Annotated in this window: 17 protein-coding genes; 9 read left to right on the forward strand and 8 right to left on the reverse strand. The window is 65.5% G+C overall.

What is annotated here, in order from left to right; all coding sequences use genetic code 11:
* The first annotated feature begins 10 nt into the window (after positions 1 to 10).
* Positions 11 to 766, forward strand: a complete 756-nt coding sequence (locus tag BLR51_RS07360; RefSeq protein WP_089845476.1) for a FadR/GntR family transcriptional regulator — start codon at positions 11 to 13, stop codon at positions 764 to 766.
* A 27-nt stretch (positions 767 to 793) separates the two neighbouring features.
* Positions 794 to 1,789, forward strand: a complete 996-nt coding sequence (acuI, locus tag BLR51_RS07365; RefSeq protein ID WP_089845478.1) for an acrylyl-CoA reductase (NADPH) — start codon at positions 794 to 796, stop codon at positions 1,787 to 1,789.
* A gap of 400 nt (positions 1,790 to 2,189) precedes the next feature.
* Here acuI and BLR51_RS07370 read toward each other — a convergent pair whose 3' ends face one another.
* A complete protein-coding gene (locus tag BLR51_RS07370) occupies positions 2,190 to 2,618 on the reverse strand; it encodes a MerR family transcriptional regulator (protein ID WP_089845480.1) in 429 nt (142 codons plus the stop codon).
* A 129-nt stretch (positions 2,619 to 2,747) separates the two neighbouring features.
* Between BLR51_RS07370 and BLR51_RS07375 the strand changes: the two genes are divergently transcribed.
* The 4 genes from BLR51_RS07375 (at position 2,748) to BLR51_RS07390 (ending at position 8,681) form a co-directional block, all read left to right on the forward strand.
* The gene (locus BLR51_RS07375; RefSeq protein ID WP_242656678.1) at positions 2,748 to 5,012 is read left to right on the forward strand and encodes a heavy metal translocating P-type ATPase; all 2,265 of its coding nucleotides are present in this window, start codon (positions 2,748 to 2,750) and stop codon (positions 5,010 to 5,012) included.
* Positions 5,013 to 5,396: 384 nt separating this feature from the next.
* On the forward strand, positions 5,397 to 6,365 hold the full coding sequence (locus tag BLR51_RS07380; RefSeq protein ID WP_089845485.1) for an ABC transporter substrate-binding protein: 969 nt from the start codon (positions 5,397 to 5,399) through the stop codon (positions 6,363 to 6,365).
* Between the two features lie 229 nt (positions 6,366 to 6,594).
* Complete coding sequence (locus BLR51_RS07385; protein ID WP_089845487.1) at positions 6,595 to 7,623, forward strand: ABC transporter permease; 1,029 nt, start codon at positions 6,595 to 6,597, stop codon at positions 7,621 to 7,623.
* Complete coding sequence (locus tag BLR51_RS07390) at positions 7,620 to 8,681, forward strand: quaternary amine ABC transporter ATP-binding protein (protein WP_089845489.1); 1,062 nt, start codon at positions 7,620 to 7,622, stop codon at positions 8,679 to 8,681. Before BLR51_RS07385 ends, BLR51_RS07390 begins: the two co-directional genes overlap by 4 nt.
* A 111-nt stretch (positions 8,682 to 8,792) precedes the next feature.
* Here the strand turns inward: BLR51_RS07390 and BLR51_RS07395 are convergent, their stop codons facing one another.
* The 5 genes from BLR51_RS07395 to BLR51_RS07415 all read right to left on the reverse strand — a co-directional run bounded on the left by BLR51_RS07395 (position 8,793) and on the right by BLR51_RS07415 (position 14,260).
* Positions 8,793 to 10,310 carry a D-arabinonate dehydratase gene (locus BLR51_RS07395; protein WP_089845490.1) on the reverse strand — a complete coding sequence of 506 codons (1,518 nt, stop codon included), beginning with the start codon at positions 10,308 to 10,310 and terminating at the stop codon, positions 8,793 to 8,795.
* 11 nt (positions 10,311 to 10,321) lie between these two features.
* Positions 10,322 to 11,332 (reverse strand): zinc-binding alcohol dehydrogenase family protein, encoded by a 1,011-nt coding sequence (locus BLR51_RS07400; RefSeq protein ID WP_230795722.1) that lies wholly within the window; start codon positions 11,330 to 11,332, stop codon positions 10,322 to 10,324.
* Complete coding sequence (locus tag BLR51_RS07405) at positions 11,329 to 12,105, reverse strand: ATP-binding cassette domain-containing protein (RefSeq protein ID WP_207543585.1); 777 nt, start codon at positions 12,103 to 12,105, stop codon at positions 11,329 to 11,331. Before BLR51_RS07405 ends, BLR51_RS07400 begins: the two co-directional genes overlap by 4 nt.
* An 86-nt stretch (positions 12,106 to 12,191) precedes the next feature.
* Complete coding sequence (locus tag BLR51_RS07410; RefSeq protein ID WP_089845497.1) at positions 12,192 to 13,130, reverse strand: ABC transporter substrate-binding protein; 939 nt, start codon at positions 13,128 to 13,130, stop codon at positions 12,192 to 12,194.
* 95 nt (positions 13,131 to 13,225) lie between these two features.
* Positions 13,226 to 14,260: an ABC transporter permease gene (locus tag BLR51_RS07415; protein WP_207543586.1), complete on the reverse strand. Its 1,035-nt coding sequence runs from the start codon at positions 14,258 to 14,260 to the stop codon at positions 13,226 to 13,228.
* Positions 14,261 to 14,396: 136 nt separating this feature from the next.
* Here BLR51_RS07415 and BLR51_RS07420 point away from each other — a divergent pair, with 136 nt between their 5' ends.
* A complete protein-coding gene (locus BLR51_RS07420) occupies positions 14,397 to 15,299 on the forward strand; it encodes a GntR family transcriptional regulator (RefSeq protein WP_089845502.1) in 903 nt (300 codons plus the stop codon).
* Positions 15,300 to 15,367: 68 nt separating this feature from the next.
* Here the strand turns inward: BLR51_RS07420 and BLR51_RS07425 are convergent, their stop codons facing one another.
* Together BLR51_RS07425 and BLR51_RS07430 are read right to left on the reverse strand one after the other, a co-directional pair.
* A complete protein-coding gene (locus tag BLR51_RS07425) occupies positions 15,368 to 16,273 on the reverse strand; it encodes an aldo/keto reductase (RefSeq protein WP_242656679.1) in 906 nt (301 codons plus the stop codon).
* A 2-nt stretch (positions 16,274 to 16,275) separates the two neighbouring features.
* Positions 16,276 to 17,367, reverse strand: coding sequence for a mannitol dehydrogenase family protein (locus BLR51_RS07430; RefSeq protein WP_089845504.1), 1,092 nt, complete (start codon positions 17,365 to 17,367; stop codon positions 16,276 to 16,278).
* Positions 17,368 to 17,608: 241 nt separating this feature from the next.
* Between BLR51_RS07430 and BLR51_RS07435 the strand changes: the two genes are divergently transcribed.
* On the forward strand, positions 17,609 to 18,502 hold the full coding sequence (locus BLR51_RS07435; protein WP_089845505.1) for a LysR family transcriptional regulator: 894 nt from the start codon (positions 17,609 to 17,611) through the stop codon (positions 18,500 to 18,502).
* 215 nt (positions 18,503 to 18,717) lie between these two features.
* Positions 18,718 to 19,653, forward strand: a complete 936-nt coding sequence (locus tag BLR51_RS07440) for a pirin family protein (RefSeq protein ID WP_089845507.1) — start codon at positions 18,718 to 18,720, stop codon at positions 19,651 to 19,653.
* The last annotated feature ends 90 nt before the right edge of the window (positions 19,654 to 19,743 follow it).

Consider the following 19,743-nt stretch of genomic DNA (forward strand, 5'->3'; position numbering starts at 1 on the left):
AGGGGGCGGCATGGCGCTGCGCGGTGAACTTCAGACCGGCGGTATCGTCCGCGACGGGCTGTCGCGGCAGGTGGCGGACCAGCTGCGTGCGGCCATTGTCGAAGGACGGCTGAAGGTCGACGACCGGCTGCCGAACGAGGACGGGCTTGCGCAGCATTTCGGCGTGTCGCGGGCCACCATCCGCGAGGCGCTGAAAATCCTTGCGGCGCAGAACCTGATCCGGTCGCGGCGCGGTCCGGCGGGCGGCACCTTCGTGTCGCGCCCCGATCCGCAGGGGCTGGGATCCGCGATTGCCGACGCGGCCATGCTGCTGGTGGGCACTGGCGATATCGGCATGGAGGACATGCTGACCGCGCGCGCGGAAACCGAGGCCGTGTGCTGCCGCCTTGCCGCCCGCGCGCGCACCGCCGACGATCTTGCCGCGCTCCGCGCCGAGCTGGCGCTGCAGCGCGACCCGACCCTGCGCGACGAGGAGTTCTGCGCCTCTGACCTGCGGTTTCACCGCGCGCTGGTGCAGGCCACGCACAACCCGCCGCTGAAGCTGATGATGTATGCGGTGATCGAAAGCTTCATTCCGGTGACCAACATGCTGATCTACCGCGACCATGAACGGCGTCTTTCGGTCGACCTGCATGAGGCGATCACCGACGCGGTCGCGGCGGGGGATGGCCCCCGCGCCGCCGAACTGATGGCCCGCCACCTTGAGGGGATGCGCGGCCTTCTGACTGCCACGCTTGACCGCCGCGCCGCCGGGCCTGCGGTCTGAACCATCTATCCCGGGAGGAGACAGGGAATGAGCGACAGCTTTCGCGCCATGATGATCACCGATGTCGAGGGCAAGCCCAAGGCGGGCTTTGCCGACATCACCCAAGCCGATCTGCCCGAGCACGAGGTGCTGGTCGAGATCGCCTATTCGACGCTGAACTACAAGGACGGGCTGGCCCTGTCCGGCAAGGGCCGGATCGCGCGGCGGCGGCCCATGGTGGCGGGCATCGACCTTGCCGGAACCGTGGTCGACAGCTCCTCGCCCGACTGGGTGCCGGGTGACAAGGTGGTGGTGAACGGCTGGGGCCTGTCGGAAACCGAATGGGGCGGCTACAGCCGGTATCAGCGGCTGAAACCGCAATGGCTGACCCGGCTGCCCGCGGAGTTCACCGCGCAGCAGGCGATGGCGATCGGCACGGCGGGCTATACGGCGGCGCTCTGCGTCGATGCGCTGGAACGCTGGGGCGCGATCCGTCCCGGCGGCGGCGAGGTGCTGGTGACCGGGGCGGCGGGCGGCGTGGGATCCACCGCGATCAGCCTGCTGGCGGCCAAGGGCTATACCGTCACCGCCGCCACCGGACGGCCCGAAACCCATGATTACCTTGCCGGGCTGGGCGCCAGCGGCTTTGTCGCGCGGACCGATCTGGCAGAGCCGGGCGGTGCGCTGCAAAAGGAACGCTGGGCCGGGGCGGTCGACAGCGTGGGGTCGACCACGCTGGCCAATGTGCTGGCGCAGACCAGCTATGGCGGCGCCGTTGCGGCCTGCGGTCTGGCGGGGGGCATGGATCTGCCAGCCTCGGTGGCGCCGCATATCCTGCGCGGCATCGCCCTGCTGGGCATCGACAGCGTGATGGCGCCGCAGGACAAACGCGCAAGGGCATGGGCGCTGCTGGCGGCGCATCTGGACAAGGCCAAGCTCGACACCATCGCGCGGGTCGAGCCGATGTCGAACCTGCCACAGTTGGCAGAGGACATCGTCGCGGGCCGGATCCGGGGCCGCGTGGTCATCGACGTGACCGGCTGACCTGCCATCGCGGCGGGCCGGGAGATGTCTCGGCCCCCATGGTTCATCCCGCCGCGGCCTCGGGCAGTTCGACAAATACAGCGGGCCGTTCGCCTGACCTCCGGCATCGCCACCACGGCGCATAGGGCCAAGCCGGCGTGGCGACAAAGCACCTCCTCCACGTCCCCTCGATGGAGGAGCAGGTGGTCACCGGTCGGAGGATGGTGCCGCGCAGCAGGGCCTTGCCCTCGCGTTCTTTCCGTCTGCGCGACCTGCCCGCCGTGGTCGCCGCCGACGCCAAAGTGAGCATGGGTGGAGCCTGTGACTCGAGACAGCAGAACAGCCCGTCTCACGCCCAAAGCCCCGCGCCCCCATGGCCAGAGCGCGAAACAGCTGGCGATTTCCGCAAGGGCCACCGACATCAGAGGTCAGGCCCCTTGTGGTCGGAGAGGCATTCCTCGTGGTCGCGCAGGACTTCAAGGATGCGGCAGTCCGCGACCCGGTCGCTATGGCATTCGCTGATCATCCGCTGAAGCTCGGCCTTCAGAGACTGCAGCCGGGCAATGCGCGCTTCGACCGCTTTCAGTTGCCTCTGGGCCACCGCGTCAATCTGCGCGCAGGACTTTTCCGGGCTGTCGGACAGATCCAGCAGCTCGCGGATGGCCTCCAGCGGGAAGCCGAGGTCGCGGGAGTGGCGGATGAACGCCAGCCGGTCCAGCTCGGCGGCGCCATAGCGGCGCTGGCCGCCATCGGTCCGGCCCGGTTCGGGCATCAGCCCGATCTGCTCGTAATAGCGCACGGTCTGCACCTTGGTCCCGGTCCGTTTGGCCAATGTCCCGATCGACAGCATGAGCCCACCCTCCAGCCTTGTCTTGCCCTACGCCGCTGCGGTTCCGGAGTTTTCCAAAAAATGGCTTGAACCTACAGTTGCTGTAGCTTCTATATCGATGTCCAGCCGGGACTCACAAGGGGATGCACCATGTCGGTTGGAATGAGGACAGAGCATGAATGGCGGGTAACGGGCATGGATTGCGGTGCCTGCGCGGCGAAAGTCCGGGGTGCGGTCGAACGTCTTCCCGGGGTCGCGGATGTCGATGTCGCCGTTATGGCCGAGCGGCTGCGCCTGATGCTGGATGCGACGCAGACCTCGCCCGAAAGCATAGAGATGGCCGTGCGCGGTGTCGGCTTCGGCATCGCTGCCAAAGGCGCGCAGCCCGAAACGCCGAAAACTGGCTTCGTTCTGCCGGATGGGGCGTTCCCCGCGGTTGCGATCACGCCTGCCGCGGATCCTGCGCCGCAAGACGACGCACCGTCCGGAGATGCCCCGGCGCCGTCATGGCACCAGACCGCGAGGGGCAGGCTGGTGATCGGCACCGGGATCCTGCTTGCGGCGGCTTGGGCAGCGCGCCTTGTCCTGACGGCGGATGTCGCGCATTGGGCCTTTGTCCTCGCCACTCTGATCGGGCTTTTCCCCGTCGCCCGGCGCGCCGTGGCGATGGCGCGGGCGCGCATGCCCTTCACTATCGAGATGCTGATGTCCATCGCCGTCACCGGGGCGCTGGTGATCGGCGAACCCGAGGAGGCCGCGCTGGTCGTTTTCCTGTTCGCGGTCGGCGAACTGCTGGAAAGCGTGTCGACCGGAAAGGCCCGTGACAGCATCCACGCGCTCTCGAAGCTTGTGCCGAAAACCGCGCGGCTCGAGGAGGGGCGCGGGACGCGCGAGATTGCGGTCGACCGGCTCGGTCTGGGTCAGGTCGTGCAGGTGCGCCCCGGCGACCGCGTGCCCTGCGACGGCGAGGTGATCGAGGGCACGTCCGGTGTAGACGAAAGCCCCGTGACCGGCGAGAGCGTGCCCAGCCTCAAAGAGCCCGGATCGCAGATCTTTGCCGGGTCGATCAACACCGAGGCGGTGCTGCGGGTCCGGGTCACGAAGACGGCGGAGGACAATACCATCGCCCGCATCGTGCGGCTTGTGGCCGAGGCCGAAAGCGCCCGCGCGCCGACCGAGCGCTTCATCGACCGGTTCAGCCGCGTCTATATGCCTGCCGTCGTGGGCGCGGCCCTGATGGTGGCCCTCATCCCGCCGCTGGCCTTCGGGCTGTCCTGGAGTGACTGGAGCTACCGCGCGCTGGCGCTGCTGCTGATCGGCTGCCCCTGCGCGCTGGTGATCTCTGTCCCGGCCTCCATCGCTTCGGCGCTGTCGACGGGCGCGCGCAACGGATTGCTGATGAAGGGCGGGCGGGTGATCGAGGCTGCGGCGCGGATCACTCATGTCGCCTTCGACAAGACCGGCACGCTGACCCATGGCAGGCCGCGCGTCACCGACATGGTTGAACTGGCTGGACGCAAGGCCGAGTTTCTGGGTCTGGCTGCCGGTGTCGAGAGCGGCGCAAGTCATCCGCTCGGTCAGGCGATCTGCGCCGAAGCTGTAAGGCAGGGCGTGATCCCGGCGGTCGCCACCGCTGCCCGGGCGCTTCCCGGACAGGGCGCGGAGGCATCGATAGCTGGCGTGACAGTCCGCGTCGGCTCTCCAAGGCTGGCAGAGGATCTCGGCGCGCTGACGGAGGAAAGCCGGAATCGCATCGCCGCGCTGGAGAGCGAGGGCAAGACCGTGGTCATCGTGCTTTGCGAGAACGTGGCTCAGGGCCTCATCGCGCTGCGGGATGAGCCTCGCGCCGATGCCGCCGAAGCGATCGCGCAGCTGAAAGATCTGGGCCTGACCTCTGTCATGCTGACCGGGGACAACCCGCGCACCGCAGCGGCTGTCGCCGGGCGCCTTGGCATCGACCACCGCGCGGGCCTCATGCCCGAAGACAAGGTGGCAGCGCTCGGTGATTTGGCCTCCGGAGCGCGGGTCATGATGATTGGCGACGGGATCAACGACGCACCTGTGCTGGCCGCCGCGCATGTTGGCGTCGCCATGGGCTCGGGCACCGACGTGGCGCTGGAGACAGCCGATGCCGCCATCCTGCGCGACCGGGTCACGGATGCGGCGGAAATGATCCGCCTTGCCCGCGCGACCATGACAAACATCCGCCAAAACATCGCCATTGCCCTCGGGCTGAAGGCTGTCTTTCTGGCCACGACGGTTCTGGGCATCACCGGCCTGTGGATCGCGATCTTCGCCGATACCGGCGCCACGGTGCTGGTCACGCTGAATGCCCTCCGGCTGCTCACCTTCCGCCCGTCGAAAGTGTCGGGCGGTGACGCTGGCCAAGCTGGGGAACTGTCCCGGCTGGCCTGAGGGCCTGAACTGGATACGCCGAATTCGCTCACCCTGAGGAGGACATTCCGCGTGGCCGACGCGATCCTGAGCGAGGCGTATCCGACTGGAATCCCGCCAGAAAATGCTGACGCGTCGTGCCGCGCGTCACGTGATCCACGTGCGCCGCAGCCCTGCTGTCTTGACCGCCGGACGAACGCTGGCCCAGGCGGGATCTTGCAAACGGGTTGCACTACCTGCGCAAACCTGTTTCGTTTCGGCAATAGTTTGCCCATTTACGCCCCCCGGACTGCACGCGCTGTCCGACTGGCGCAGGCTCTTAGTCTTGGCGCGATGGCGCCATGTTCGCGTGTCGCCCCCTTTTTGGGGGCACCAGCAACGAACACAAACCAAGGAGATGTCGATATGAAACGTTACTTTCTGGGAACCGCTCTGGTCGCGGCGATGCCGGTGGCTGCAGCCGCGCAGGACTGCGGTGAGGTCTCGATCGCGGAGATGAACTGGGCGTCGGCGCAGATCGTCGTGGCCGTCTCCGAATTCATTCTGACGCAGGGCTATTCCTGTGACGTCACCGTGGTCCCTTCGGACACCACCCCCGCCGTGACCTCGCTGTCGGAGAACAACGAGCCTGACGTCGTGCCCGAGATGTGGCCGAACTCGGCAGGCGCCGCCTACGAAAAGCTGAAGGAAAACGGCCGGATCGTCGAGCTGACCAACGTGCTTGATCCCGGCGGCGTCGAAGGCTGGTGGATCCCCACCTATCTTGCCGAAGAACACCCCGAGCTGACCACGATCGAGGGCGTGCTCGCAAATCCCGAGCTGGTCGGCGGCATGTTCAACAACTGCCCGGATGGCTGGGGCTGCCGGATCGTCAGCGACAACCTTGCCCGCGCCTACGATCTGGAAGGCAACGGGATCGAGGTGTTCAACCACGGCTCTGGCGAGACGCTCGCGACCTCCATGGCCTCGGCCTATGAGAACGAGGAGCCTTGGTTCGGCTATTACTGGGGTCCGACCACGCCGCTTGGCAAGTTCGACATGACGAGCGTCGATCTTGGCGATTACGACGAGGAGGCGCATGCCGCCAACCAGAACGCCGACACCCCCGATCCGAAGCCCTCGGCCTTTCCGACCGCGCCGATCCTTACGGTCATGACCAAGGATTTCAGCGACAACAACCCCGAGCTGGCCGACTTCTTCAGCAAGGTGTCGTTCAAGACGTCCGAGATGAGCCAGCTGCTGGCGTGGCAGGACGAGAACAACGCCTCCACCGAAGAGGCGGCGGTCTACTACCTCCAGAACAACAAGGAAGTCTGGAGCGAATGGCTGAATGACGAGGCCCGCGGCAACCTGTCCTCGCTGCTGGAGCAGTAAGCGCAGGGCCATGCGGAAACTGGCGGGGAGGCAGGACTGGCTCCCCGCCGGACCAATGGCCCGCTGGTGGTCCGGCACAAGGACGGCCGCAGACATTGCGGCAGGGCAGGACCGGCTGCGGCGCGAGCCCGGTCATGCTGGTCACGCTGAGACCGCAGGGCTCTGGTCGCGGTGAACAGGTGACCCGAAAACAGTCAGACGGTCCGTTGCGGATCCGGGAAAGCAAAAGATGGCGACATACGATTTTCTCTTCGACACGACAGGCCTGAGAGGCTGGTGCGGAGAGGAGCAGGGCGGCGGGCTCAGTTCCATGGCTGATCTCATGGGGCAGGCCGGGGGGCCGACCGAAACCAGCCTATGGGATCTGCCCTTCCCGTCGCTGGATGCCCTGCACGAGGCGTGCAGCGCCATCCCGCAGTCGCGCGACCTGACCCGCGGGCTGGAACGCGGCTTTCTCGACATCAAGGACAGTCTCAAGGTCGTGGTCGATCCGCTGACCCAGCCGCTGAGCTGGGCGCTGGAAAACGCGCTCTGGATCATGCAGGCAGTGCCGTGGTGGATCATGATCCCGGTCCTGCTGCTGATCACCTGGGCGGTGGGCCGGTCGGGCAGGCTGGTGGCGCTGGTCGCGGCCTGTTTCGGCTTTCTCGCCTTCATCGATTTCTATGACCATACGATGCAGACGCTGGCGATCATCTTTGTCTGCGCCTTCATATGTGTCCTTCTGGGCGTGCCCATCGGCATTGCCATGTCGCGCAGCGACCGGGTGCAGAGGGGGCTGATCCCGGTTCTGGACATGCTGCAGACGCTGCCGCCCTTCGTCTATCTGATCCCGCTGATCTTTCTGTTTTCCGTCACCGAGCCGAAGCTCTACGGCATCGCCATCATCCTCTATGCCATCGTGCCGGTGGTGCGGCTGACCGATCTTGGCATCCGCCTTGTCGACAAGGACGTAATCGAGGCCGCCGATGCCTTCGGCATGAGCAAACGGCAGAAGCTGTTCGGCGTGCAGATCCCGCTCGCGCTGCCCAACATCATGGCCGGGGTCAACCAGACCATCATGATGAGCCTTGCCATGGTGGTCATCGCCTCGCTGGTCTCTGCGCCGGGTCTTGGCGTTCTGGTCCTGCGCGGCATCCGCAGTCTGGAACTGGGCGTCGGCCTGCTGTCCGGGCTCGGCATCGTGCTGCTTGCCATCATCCTCGACCGGGTCACCAAGGCGGCGCTGGCGCGGATCAACGCGGAGCAGAAGTCATGAGCGGCGATATCAAGATCTCGGTGCGCAACCTCTACAAGATCTTCGGCAACAACCCCCGCGACGCGCTGGCCAAGGTCCGCGCGGGCATGGGCAAGACCGAACTGCAGCGCGAGACCGGCCATGTGCTGGGGCTGAACGACATCAATGTCGACATGCCGTCGGGCAAGACGACCGTCATCATGGGGCTTTCGGGGTCGGGGAAATCCACCCTGATCCGCCACCTTAACCGGCTGATCGAACCGACGGCGGGCGAGGTCCATGTGAATGGCGAGAATATCCTGACCTACGGCGAACGCCGCCTGCGACAGCTTCGACAGAAAGAGATGTCGATGGTGTTCCAGAAATTCGCGCTGCTGCCGCACCGGACCGTGCTGGAGAATGCCGGCACCTCGTGGCAGATCGCGGGCAAGAGCAAACGCGACTATGCCGACGAGGCGCGGAAATGGCTCAACCGCGTGGGTCTTGAAGGGCAGGGCGACCAGTATCCCGCCCAGCTTTCGGGGGGCATGCAGCAGCGGGTCGGCATCGCCCGGGCGCTGACCTCGAATTCGGACATCATGCTGATGGACGAGGCGTTTTCGGCGCTTGATCCGCTCATCCGGACGGACATGCAGAATCTGCTGGTCGAACTGCAGAACGAACTGGCCAAGACCGTGATCTTCATCACCCATGATCTCGACGAAGCCCTGAAGCTGGCCGATCATCTGGTCATCCTGAAGGATGGGCTTGTGGTGCAGCAGGGCGAGCCGCAGAATATCCTGCTCAACCCGAGCGATCCTTATATCGAGGCCTTCGTGAGCGACATCAACCGCGCGCGGGTGCTGCGGGTGCGGTCGATCATGGAAAAGACCGCCGATCTGCCGGGCGCCGTGGCCGGAGAGATCGATTATGACGCCACGCTGGAATCGGTGATCGCGGTGTCCAAAGGCGACACCACGCATAATTACCGCGTCATGCAGAGCGGTCGGCAGGTGGGTGTGCTGCACATGCAGGATCTTGTCCGCGCCTTGGTGCCGCTCAAGCCGGGCGAGAGGACCGCAGGTCAGCAAACCCGCTGATCTGGCGATCACGGGCAACGCCGCCGACCGCTGCTGCACCGGGCTTGTTCGTCCCGGTGCAGTGGCGGCCCGCAGCCAGCACGGTCTGCGGCCCGCTTTGTGCCGGGGCGGTCACATCACCGCGCCGATCTGCCAGGGCACAAATTCCACCGCGCCAAAGCCCTGCGCCTCGCTCTTGGTTTCTTCGCCCGAAGCCACCCGCAGCATCAGATCGAAGATCTCCTGCCCCTTTGCCTCAAGGCTGACGCCGTCGAGAATGTCGCCGCAGTTGACGTCCATATCCATCTGCATCCGCCGCCAGAGATCGGGGTTTGAGGCAATCTTGATCCCGGGCACCGGCTGGTAGCCCGACACGCTGCCGCGCCCGGTGGTGAAGGCGATGAGGTTCGCGCCCGATGCGGTCTGCCCGGTCACTGAACAGGGGTCGTAGCCGGGGCTATCCATGAAGACAAAGCCCGCACGGTCAATGGGTTCCGCGAATTTGTAGACGCCGGACAGCGGCGCGCTGCCGCCCTTTGCCACGGCACCCAGCGATTTTTCAAGGATCGTCGTCAGCCCGCCGCGCTTGTTGCCGGGGGACGGGTTGTTGTCCATCTCGCCGAAATTGCGGGCGGTGTAATCCTCCCACCACTCGATCAGGTCAACGATCTTGCGCCCGGTACCTTCGTCCACGGCCCGGCGGGTCAGCAGGTGTTCGGCGCCATAGATCTCGGAGGTTTCCGACAGGATCGAGGTGCCGCCATGCCGCACCAGCAGGTCGGAGGCCACGCCAAGCGCCGGGTTTGCGGTGATGCCGGAATATCCGTCCGAGCCGCCGCATTGCATGCCCAGCACCAGATGGCGGGCGGAGGCCGGGGCGCGCGTGGCCTTGTTCGCCTCCCCGGCCAGGTCCCGAAGAAGGCCCAGTCCCTTGTCCACGGTGGCCTTCGTGCCGCCCTCGTGCTGGATGGTCATGTAGCGGAACCGGGCGCTGTCCTTCAGCGCCTTGCGGTCGATCAGGTCCGGGATCTGCATCACCTCGCAGCCAAGGCCAACCATCAGGATCGCGCCGAAATTCGCGCTGTGACCATAGCCCGCAAGGGTCCGGAAGAGGGTGTCGTAGCCCTCGCCCTTGCCCGACATGCCGCAGCCGGATCCGTGCACGATCGGCACGATGCCGTCGACATTGGGAAATTCCGCCAGAAGATCCGCGCGTTGGGCGGCCTCGGCGATGAAGCGCGCCACCGAACCCGCGCAGTTGACCGAGGTCAGGATGCCCAGATAGTTCCGCGTCCCCACCCGGCCCGAAGGGCGGTGAAAGCCAAAAAACTCCGCCTCCGTCTCCGCTGCGGGCAGGGGCTTTGCCGCCGTGCCAAAGGCGTAATCCTGTTTGTGCGCCCCCATGCCAAGGTTCTGCACATGCACATGCGCCCCTGCCGGGATCGCGGCGGTGGTGGTGCCGATGATCTGGCCATATTTCAGGATCGCTTCCCCCGCCACGACATCGCGCAGGGCAATCTTGTGGCCTGCCGGGATCGGCTCGCGTGCGGTGATGCCGCCGGGCAGGCCGGTGCCTGCAGGCACGGCGCGCAGGGCGACGAGGACGTTGTCCGCCTCATGCAGGCAGATCGCAAAGGGTTGGTCGGTCATGTCGCTGTCCTTCACGGTGTCACCAGCACCTTGATGAGGTGATCGCGCGCCTTGGTGAGGTCCGCGAATTGCGCGGGCAGATCCGCCAGCGGCAGCACCGCCGAGGCGATGGCGTCGGTCGGCACCTCTCCGGCGCGGATGGCGGCCATGACGCGGTCAAAATCCGCCTTGAGCGCGTTGCGGCTGCCGATGATCTGGCTCTCGCGCTTGTGGAACTCTGAATCGGCGAAGGTGATGCTTTCTTTCACCACGCTGACCAGCACGGTAATGCCACCATGGGCCACCAGCGGAAAGCCCGCCTCGATGGCTGTGGCATTGCCGGTGGCATCAAAGACCGCGTCAAACCCTTCGGCCAGATCGCCGGTCAAGATAGTGTCGCCGGGCTGGTGGGTGTCGTGAAAGCCGAAAAGTTCGGCTGCGGCCGACAGGCGCTTGGCGCTGAGATCCATCAGATGCACCTCGGCCCCGGCGATCCGGGCAAAAAGTGCTGTGCCAAGCCCGATGGGGCCTGCGCCGGTGACCAGAACGCGATCACCTGCACCACAGCCGGACCGGGCTACCGCATGGGCACCGATGGCGAGGAATTCGACCATCGCGGCCTGCACCGGCGTCAGCCCCTCGGCGGGGTAGAGGTTCTGTTCCGGCACCGCGATCCGCGCGCACATGCCGCCATCGGTGTGAACGCCAAGCACCGCGATGGCGCTGCAGCAGTTGGGCTTGCCCCTCCGGCAGGCGCGGCAGGTTCCGCAGGAGATATAGGGGTTCACCACCACCAGCTGACCGGCATCGGGCCCGTCCGCCAGATGGCCGGACAGTTCATGCCCGATCACCCGGGGGTAGTTCAGGAAGGGATGCTTGCCCTCGAAGATATGATAGTCGGTGCCGCAGATGCCGATGGCGGCGATATCGACAAGGCGATAGCCCTCCGGCGCCTGTTCTGGCCGCGTCCGCTGTTCCAGCGCGAAGGTTCCGGGTTCCACGCAGACGCCGCAGGTCATCTGTCCTTGGGAAAGATCTTTCATTGTGCTGCCTCCAGATTGCGGGCGGACCAGTCGGCGGGCAGTTCGCCCTTCACGATCAGGCTCAGCACGTCGTCCTTGGTCACCGCGTCGATGTCGTGGGTGCCCACAAGACTGCCCTTGTTCATCACCACCACCCGGTTGCAGAGCTCGAAAACGTCATGCATGTCGTGGCTGACCAGCAGGATGCCGATGCCTTCGGCCTGCAGCTGCCGGATCAGATCGGCCACCATTGCCGTCTCGGACGGCCCGAGCGCCGCCGTGGGTTCGTCCATGATCAGAATCTTGGTGTCGAAATAGATCGCCCGGGCAATCGCGATCACCTGCCGCTGCCCGCCGGACAGCGACGAGACCGGATCGGACAGGTTCTTGAAATTCGGGTTCAGGCGCGCCAGCACCTTGCGGCTTTCTTCCAGCATGCGCGTGTCGTCCAGATTGCCGAAGCGCGTCTTCAGCTCGCGCCCCAGAAACAGGTTCGACGGCGCGTCCAGATGGTCGGCCAGCGCCAGTGTCTGATAGATCGTCTCGATCCCTGCCTTGCGCGCCTCATTCGGGTCGCAGAAGGTCACGGGCGTGCCGTTCACCCGGATCTCGCCCGCGCTGGGGAGCATGGCACCGGCCAGAATGCGCATCAGGCAGGATTTGCCCGCGCCGTTGTGACCCAGCACGCCGACCACCTCGCCGGGATAAAGATCAAGCGAGACATGATCCACCGCCCGCACCCCGCCAAAGTGCTTTTCGATGCCGATCATCTCTACCAAAGGGGTCTGTGCCATGGTCTGCCTTTCTGCCGGGCCGTTCAGGGGGCGTCTGGAACTTGCGCCGGAGGGCACGCGAGACGCGCCCTCCGGCATGGCGCGCTTCAGTAAAGCACGCTCTTTGCCTCGTCGGTGTCGATGTTTTCCTGATCCACCAGCACCACGCCGGTGTCGATGAAGGGCTCGACCGTCTCGCCCGACAGGATGTCGATCACCGCGTTCACGCCCATCTCGCCCATGGCGAAGGATCCCTGAACCGCCGTGGCCTCCATCAGCCCGTCGCGCACGAACTGCTGCAGATCCTCGTTGCCGTCAAAGCCAAGCACGACAAGCTCGCCTGCCTTGCCCGCCTGCATGATGGCGCGCCCCATGCCGACAGCGGTCGGTTCGTTGGCGCCGAAGATGCCCACCAGATCGGGGTTGGAGGCCAGAATGTCGGTGGTCTGGTTCAGCGCCGTCGCCATCTGGCTCTGCGAGTAATAGGGGCCGACGATTTCGAGGTCGGAATTGGCCTCGAGATAGTCAGAGAAGCAGCCGACCCGCCCAATTTCGGAGCCGACGCCCGCGACATAGGACATCACCGCGACCTTGCCCTCGGTGCCTGCCTCCGCGATCATGCGCTTGGCGACTTCCTCACCGGCGGCGCAGTTGTCGGTGGACAGGAAGGACTGGTAGGTGCCTTCGGCGCTTTCGGTCAGGGCGCTGTCGATGATCACCACCGGAATGGCGCTTTCAAAGGCGCGTTTCACCGCCGGGGCCAGCGCCTCGGGGTCAGAGGGCGCCAGCACGATGCCAGCCACGCCACGGTTGATGGCGTTTTCCACCAGATTCACCTGATCGGCGACCGCGCTTTCCGTTGCGGGGCCGTCAAAGCTGAACGTGTGCTCGGACTGGCCAGAGATTGCGGCCTCCGCGCCCTTGTTCACGTTCTGCCAGAAGTTGGAGCTGGTGGTCTTCACGATCACCGCGATTTCACCGGCCTGCGCCAGCCCGGCAGACAGGGCCATGGCCGAAGCAAGCATGCCAATTTTCAAGGACCGCATCTCATTCCTCCTCTGTAGAGATATTGGTTAATTCTCTTCCGTATCGCCTGTGTCAGACCCCGCCTCCCGTGCGGGGCCGAACCTCGTTCTGCGGCTCAGCGCCGGTTGCGCATCTGGTCGATCCAGACCGCACCGATCACCACGGCGCCGATCACGATCTGCTGGATGAAGGCCGAAACCCCCGCCATGTTGAGCCCGTTGCGCAGGATGCCGATGATGAAGGCGCCGATCATGGTGCCGGAGACGGTGCCGACCCCGCCCGACAGGGACGCGCCGCCGATGACCGCCGTCGCGATGGCGTCAAGTTCATACATCACGCCCTCGCTCGGCTGGGCGGTGACCAGACGCGACATCAGCACGTTGCCCGCAAGGCCAGCCAGCGCGCCGGACATCACATAGGCATAAAGCTTGGTCCGGTCGACGCGCACGCCGGAAAGCCGCGCCGCTTCCTCGTTGGAGCCGGTGGCGTAGATGTGGCGCCCGATCTGGCGACGGTGCAGCATATAGGCCGCCCCTGCTGCCACGACGAGCAGAAGGATCGCCGGATAGGGGATGCCCGGAAAGATCACCTTCGGAAAGCCGTTCGGCTGCAGTTCGACCACGCGGAACAGCGCGCCATTGCCAAGGCGGCCAAACGCCTCTCCCAGCTGGGAAATCGGTGCAGCACCGGTCAGCTGCAGCGCCAGCCCGCGCGCCATCAGCATCATCCCGAGCGTTGCCACGAAGGGCGGGATCTTCGCCTTCGTCACCACCAGCCCGTTCACCGCGCCGCAGGCGGCGCCGATCACGACGCCAAGCCCCATGGCAAGCCCCACCGGCACCCCGGCCTTGACCGCCATCGCCGTGCCGACCCCGGCCAGCGCCAGCACCGAGCCCACCGACAGGTCGATGCCGCCGGTGATGATCACCATGGTCATGCCGATGCCCAGAAGACCGATCACCGAGGTCTGCAGCAGGATCGTCAGCCCGTTGTTCACCGAAAAGAACGACTGGCTGGCCAAGGCGAAGCCCACGATCAGCAGCAGCAGCGTCAGCAGGGCCGAGAGGCGGTGAATCTTGCCCGCATCCGGCATCAGGCTCGCGAACGAGGCAGGGCCCCGCCCCGCTGCGGGTTTGAGTGCTTGTGACATACGCCTCCCTTTCGCAGTCTTGCATTTAATTATTTAATACACAAACAGGACTCTGCTGTTTCCTGTCAATTGTTTTTTACGATAAGATACAAATACAAGCTCCGCCGCTTCGGCGAAGATGAGGAAAGGCAGGGACATGGCGCGCAGCGACACGAGATACAGGGAGGCCTACAACCAGATCCTCGCCTTCTGCGAACCCCTGCCTGCCGCCGCGCCGATTCCCTCGGAGACGCGGCTTGCGGAGATTGCCGGGGTCAGCCGGACGGTGATCCGCCGCTGTCTTGCACGGATGGAGGAGCTGGGCCTGATCTCGTGGCAGGGGCGCGATAAGCGCCTGCTGCGCACCCCGCAGGCCGAAGACCGGATCGCGGTGCCCGACTCGCCCTCAGACCGGAGCGACCTTGAACAGCGGTTTCTGGACTGGGTGCTGCGCTTTGACGTGCCCGCCAACACGCCGCTGTCGGTGGCCGAGCTGTCCCGCACCTTCGATGTGCCCCAGCATGACCTGAAGGAATTTCTGGCGGGACTGAGCCGCTTCGGCCTTGTCTCCCGCCGACCGCAGGGCGGCTGGATGCTTCTGGGCTTCACCAAGGATTTTGCGATTGAACTGTCGGATTTCCGCTCCGTGCTCGAACTGAACGCCGTGACCCATGTGGCCGATGCCCCGGTGGATCACCCCGTCTGGGCCGCGCTGGCGCAGCTGCGCAGGGATCACCTGTCGCTCAAGGACGCCATCGACACCGATTTTCACGAATTCTCGAAACTCGACGAACGCTTTCACCTTGCCATCAATTCGGTGGTGAAGAACCGCTTCATTGCCGAGTTCCAGAAGGTCATCTCACTGATCTTCCACTACCATTACATGTGGGACAAGACCGAGGAGAAAGTGCGCAACGCCGCCGCAATCGATGAACACATCGCGATCATCGACGCGCTGGAGGCCCGCGATGCCGAAGCCGCGCAGGCCGCCGCGCTGCGGCACCTGCGGACCTCGCGGACGACCCTGCTATCCTCGCTGCGCCATCACCATCTGGGCTGAGCGCCCTCAGGCGAAAAGCGCTGCCAGTCCGGCGGGCACCGGCGTCTGCAGCGCCTCCAGATTGCGCGTCAGGGACGAGGTTTTGCCGTGCCAAGCAGCACCGAAGCCGCCGCCGGATGCCGCATCGCGAAATGCAGCGCGGCAGTGGCCAACGGAACGCCCTGCGCCTCGGCTTGGCTCTGCAGGTGCTCCACACGCGCCAGAACCTCCCGTGGCGCGGGGCCGTAATCATAGGTGGCCCCGTCGACGGGGCCGGTGGCCAGAATGCCCGAATTGAAGATGCCGCCCAGAACCAGACTGGTGCCCGCCTTCCGGCATTCCGGGACCAGTTCCGCCTCCGCCGCCCGGTCAAGCAGCGTCAGCCGTCCGGCGAGCAGGATCACGTCGATCGGCCCGGCATGGCGCATCACGTCCAGGCAGACCTCGCATTCGTTTACGCCAAGTCCAAAGGCCCGGATGCGCCCCTGCTCCTTCAGTCTCACCAGCCGGTCATAGCCGGAGCCAAGGAAGGCGTCGCGATGGGGCGCATTACCCTCTGCCCCATGGGTATATTCCCCAAGATCATGCACATAAAGGATGTCGATCCGGCTCTGCCCGAGCCGCGCGCAGCTCTGCTCGAAGCTCTCCTCGATGCCGTCCCCGGAGTAATCATAACGCACGTCATTCTGGGCCGGGGAGACAAAGCCATCGGCCTCCACGATGGGGGCTTGTGCCGGCGACAGCACCCGCCCCACCTTTGTGGAGACCGTGGCCCCCTGCCGCCCGGCCAGAAACCGTCCGAGCCGCGCTTCCGACAGGCCGCGCCCGTAATGCGGCGCCGTGTCGAAATAGCGGATCCCCGCCTCCCAGGCGCAGGTCAGCACGGCTGTGGCCTCTGCCTCGCTGACCTCCCGGTAAAGGTTGCCGATGCTGGCGCAGCCAAAGGAAAGTTCGGTGACCGACAGCCCGGTCTGGCCAACAGGTCTGGTTTTCATGGTCATTTCTCCTCCAGCGCCGCGCGCAGTTTGGGCTTGGCCCCGGTGTCGCCATTCTCCTCGGCCCAAGACAGGAACGCACCGATCCGGCGCTCCAGCTTTTCGGCATGGTTCTGGGCAATGTCCGCCAGGGCATGGTCGAGGTAAGGGTTGGCAAAGCGTTCCAGCGTCGTTTCCACATAGTCCGCAAGACCGGCCTCTTCCCCTGCGGCTGCAAATCCCGGCACCACCTCTTCGGCGTAAACCGCCCGCAGGCCTTCCGCCCAGTCCGGATCAGACATCACGTCCCGCACATGGACCGCGCCCTGTTTCTGCCGCGCCAGCCATTCGGACACCATCCAGCTATGGCCAAGGTTCAGGACAAAGAGCTTGCGGCGTTCGATCACGCCAAGATCCGCCACCACCTGCACCGCCGGATGCACGCAGGGGACCCGAAGGCGCGGCTGCGCCTCGATCGCCCAAAGCGCATAGGGCTCTGCCACCGCCCCTGCGGGATGCAGCGGTTCCGACACGATGCGGTCCACCAGCGAATTGACCCAGACCACCTCCTCGCGCAGCCAGTCGCGATAGGCGGGGTCCATGGCGGCCGCCGCCTCCAGCACAAGATCCCGCAGCACCGCACCATTGCTGCGCAAAAGCTCCGTCGGCATGATCTGCACCACCCGCCCGCCTGCCTCGAAGCGGGCTCTGAGCAGATGCGCAAGCTTGGCCGGATAGGACATGGCCGGATCAAGCACCCGTCCCTCATCGGCGGCGCTGCGGCGAAAGCCCGCATCCGCCGTGTTGGACAGGAGGATGTCGGCCTGCTCTGCGACGATGCGCTGGACCTCCGCCATGTCGGTGCCAAAGATCAGGCCCCGCGCGATGGCGGAGACATGGCGCAGTTCCTCCACGGGCTTGCCCTGCGACAGGCCGCGAATCTGGACATCATAGCCTTTCGCAAGTGCCTGAAGCCGCGCCGCGCGGCTTGGATCGCCACTGCTTTGCACCACCGTGACAGGGCGCTGGTCTGGCCAGCATTCGGCAAAGAACAGATCGGCATGTGCCTGCAGGAACCGGCTGGTGCCGAACTGCAGAACAGATGGAGTTGACATTGGAGGCCCTCCCGTTTTCAGTTTGTTATTATTTAGAACAAATCAGCTTGCAAGGGAAAACCGTGACGCGCTCCTTGCAAGCGGCGGTCTGAACTGATGCGCCACGGATGCCGCAGGTTCCGGGACCACGCACCCGCCATCTGTGGCAGGGCTTGCTGGCTTGTGTTGCCTTGCCTGCGCGGAATACCCTGCGACGGCGCGGTGTTTCGGGGCGTCGTGTTGCCAAAAAGGGAACGTGAACGTGGATATCGAGGATCTTCGGACTTTCGTCGACGTTGCCGATGCCGGGGGTGTTTCGGCTGCCGCGCGACGTCTTGGCGTATCGAAGTCGATTGTCAGCCGTAGGCTCTTCAAGCTCGAGGCGGAACTTGGCGTCCAGCTTCTGCTCCGGACGACCCGCGGCGCCGCGCTGACCGAAGCGGGTGTGACTTTTCGCGAACACGCCGCCCGGATCGGCGCCGAACTGGAGACTGCCAGAGAGACGATCCTGCCAACCGGGGCGCTTCGCGGTCGCCTGAGAGTGGCGATGCCGCTTTCGTTCGGCCCGACCCATTTTGCGCCAGCCCTCGCCGACCTGTCGAAACGCCATCCCGAACTTCAGGTGCACGCCGCCTATAGCGACCGGTTTGTCGATCTCATCGCCGAAGGCTTCGACTGTGCGGTAAGGGTGGGCTACCTTGCGGAGTCCAGCCTGATTGCGAAACGCATCGGTCCGATCACGGGCAGGCTTGTCGCAAGCCCCGACTACATCAAGACCCATGGCGCCCCCGAGACTCTGGAGGATCTTGCAGCGCATCACGCGCTCATGCAGGGAACCGAGACTTGGAAACTCACGGATGGCGACAAGATCATATCGTTTCAGCCGCAGGGGCAGTTCAAGGCCGATAACGGCACGGCCCTTACGGTTGCGGCGGTTGCAGGGCTGGGCATCGGCTACCTTCCGGACTGTCTGACCCATGACCATGTGGCGTCTGGCCGTCTCGTTCCGATCTTGCCAAATCATCCGCCCCCACCTGCCGCCGCCTATGTCATCCGCCCGCCGGGCCAGCACCCTGCCCGAAAGGTGCGGATCCTGACCGACATGCTGATCGAGCACTTCAGGGCGAACCCCGCTCTCTGGGGGCGCGACGTCTGACCGGCGCCGCGTCTGGCCCCACGGGGCAGGACGGGAAGGCCAAGCCCGTCCGGTGTTCCCCTTTGCGCGACGCAGATATGCGGGTTTCGGGCCTAGCGCCCGCGTCGCAGTCCAGCGACATTCGGGAGGAGCGCGCCCCCATCCTGCGCGTCGCGGCCAGTGCCGGGGCGAGTGTCGGACTGGCGTGCAAGTGTGCAGAAAAGAGGAGAGTCGTCATGAGCTGGAATCCTGCCGTAGATCCGGGCTGCCCCGACGATGTCGGCGCGGACTCGATCGAAACCCTGATCATTCCGCGCGCGCGTGATCTTGGCGATTTCGAGGTCCGCCGTGCCTTGCCGGCACCGAAGCGGCAGATGGTTGGCCCCTTCATCTTCTTCGATCAGGCGGGCCCCGCCGAATTCCTGACCGGACAGGGCGTCGATGTCAGGCCGCACCCGCATACCGGGCTTGGCACGGTCACTTACCTCTTTCGCGGCGATTTCCACCACCGCGACAGCACCGGCGCCGATCAGGTCATCCGGCCCGGCGAACTGAACTGGATGGTCGCGGGGCGGGGCGTCACCCATTCCGAACGCACCTCGGCCACCGCGCGCAGCGGGCCCAACAGCCTGTTCGGGATCCAGACATGGCTGGCGCTGCCCGACGCGCAGGAGGATATGACGCCCATGTTCGAGCATTTCGGCAGACAGGCCCTGCCGGTGATCGAAGACAGCGGCGTGACCGTGCGGCTTATCCTTGGCAATGCCTATGGCGAAACGGCGCCCGCGCAGATGTTCACGGACACGTTTTACGCCGATGTGGCGCTGGAGGCCGGGCGGCGGCTGCCGATGCCGGACGACCACGAGGACAGGGGCATCTACATCGTCGAAGGCTCGATCACGGTCGCGGGGCAGAGCTTTGATGCCGGGCAGATGATGGTGTTCCGTCCCGGCGACAGGATCACGGTCGCTGCCGGAGACAGGGGCGCGCGGCTCATGATCCTTGGCGGCGCGACCTTCCCGGGCCCCCGCTATATCTGGTGGAACTTCGTGGCCTCGTCCAGAGAACGCATCGAGCAGGCCAAGGCCGAATGGCGGGCCGAGAACTGGGGCAGGGGACGTTTCGATCTTCCGGTCGATGACCGCGACGAACACATCCCCCTGCCGGGCTGAGCATGGCGGGCCTGCGGCCTTGCCAGAGCCTGCCCGCAGCGCCCCGCGCGAGCGGATCCCTGATCGAAACCTGCATGACTGCCGAGGAGG

The sequence above is a fragment of the Salipiger marinus genome, from assembly GCF_900100085.1.
In the GTDB taxonomy this organism is placed as follows: domain Bacteria; phylum Pseudomonadota; class Alphaproteobacteria; order Rhodobacterales; family Rhodobacteraceae; genus Salipiger; species Salipiger marinus.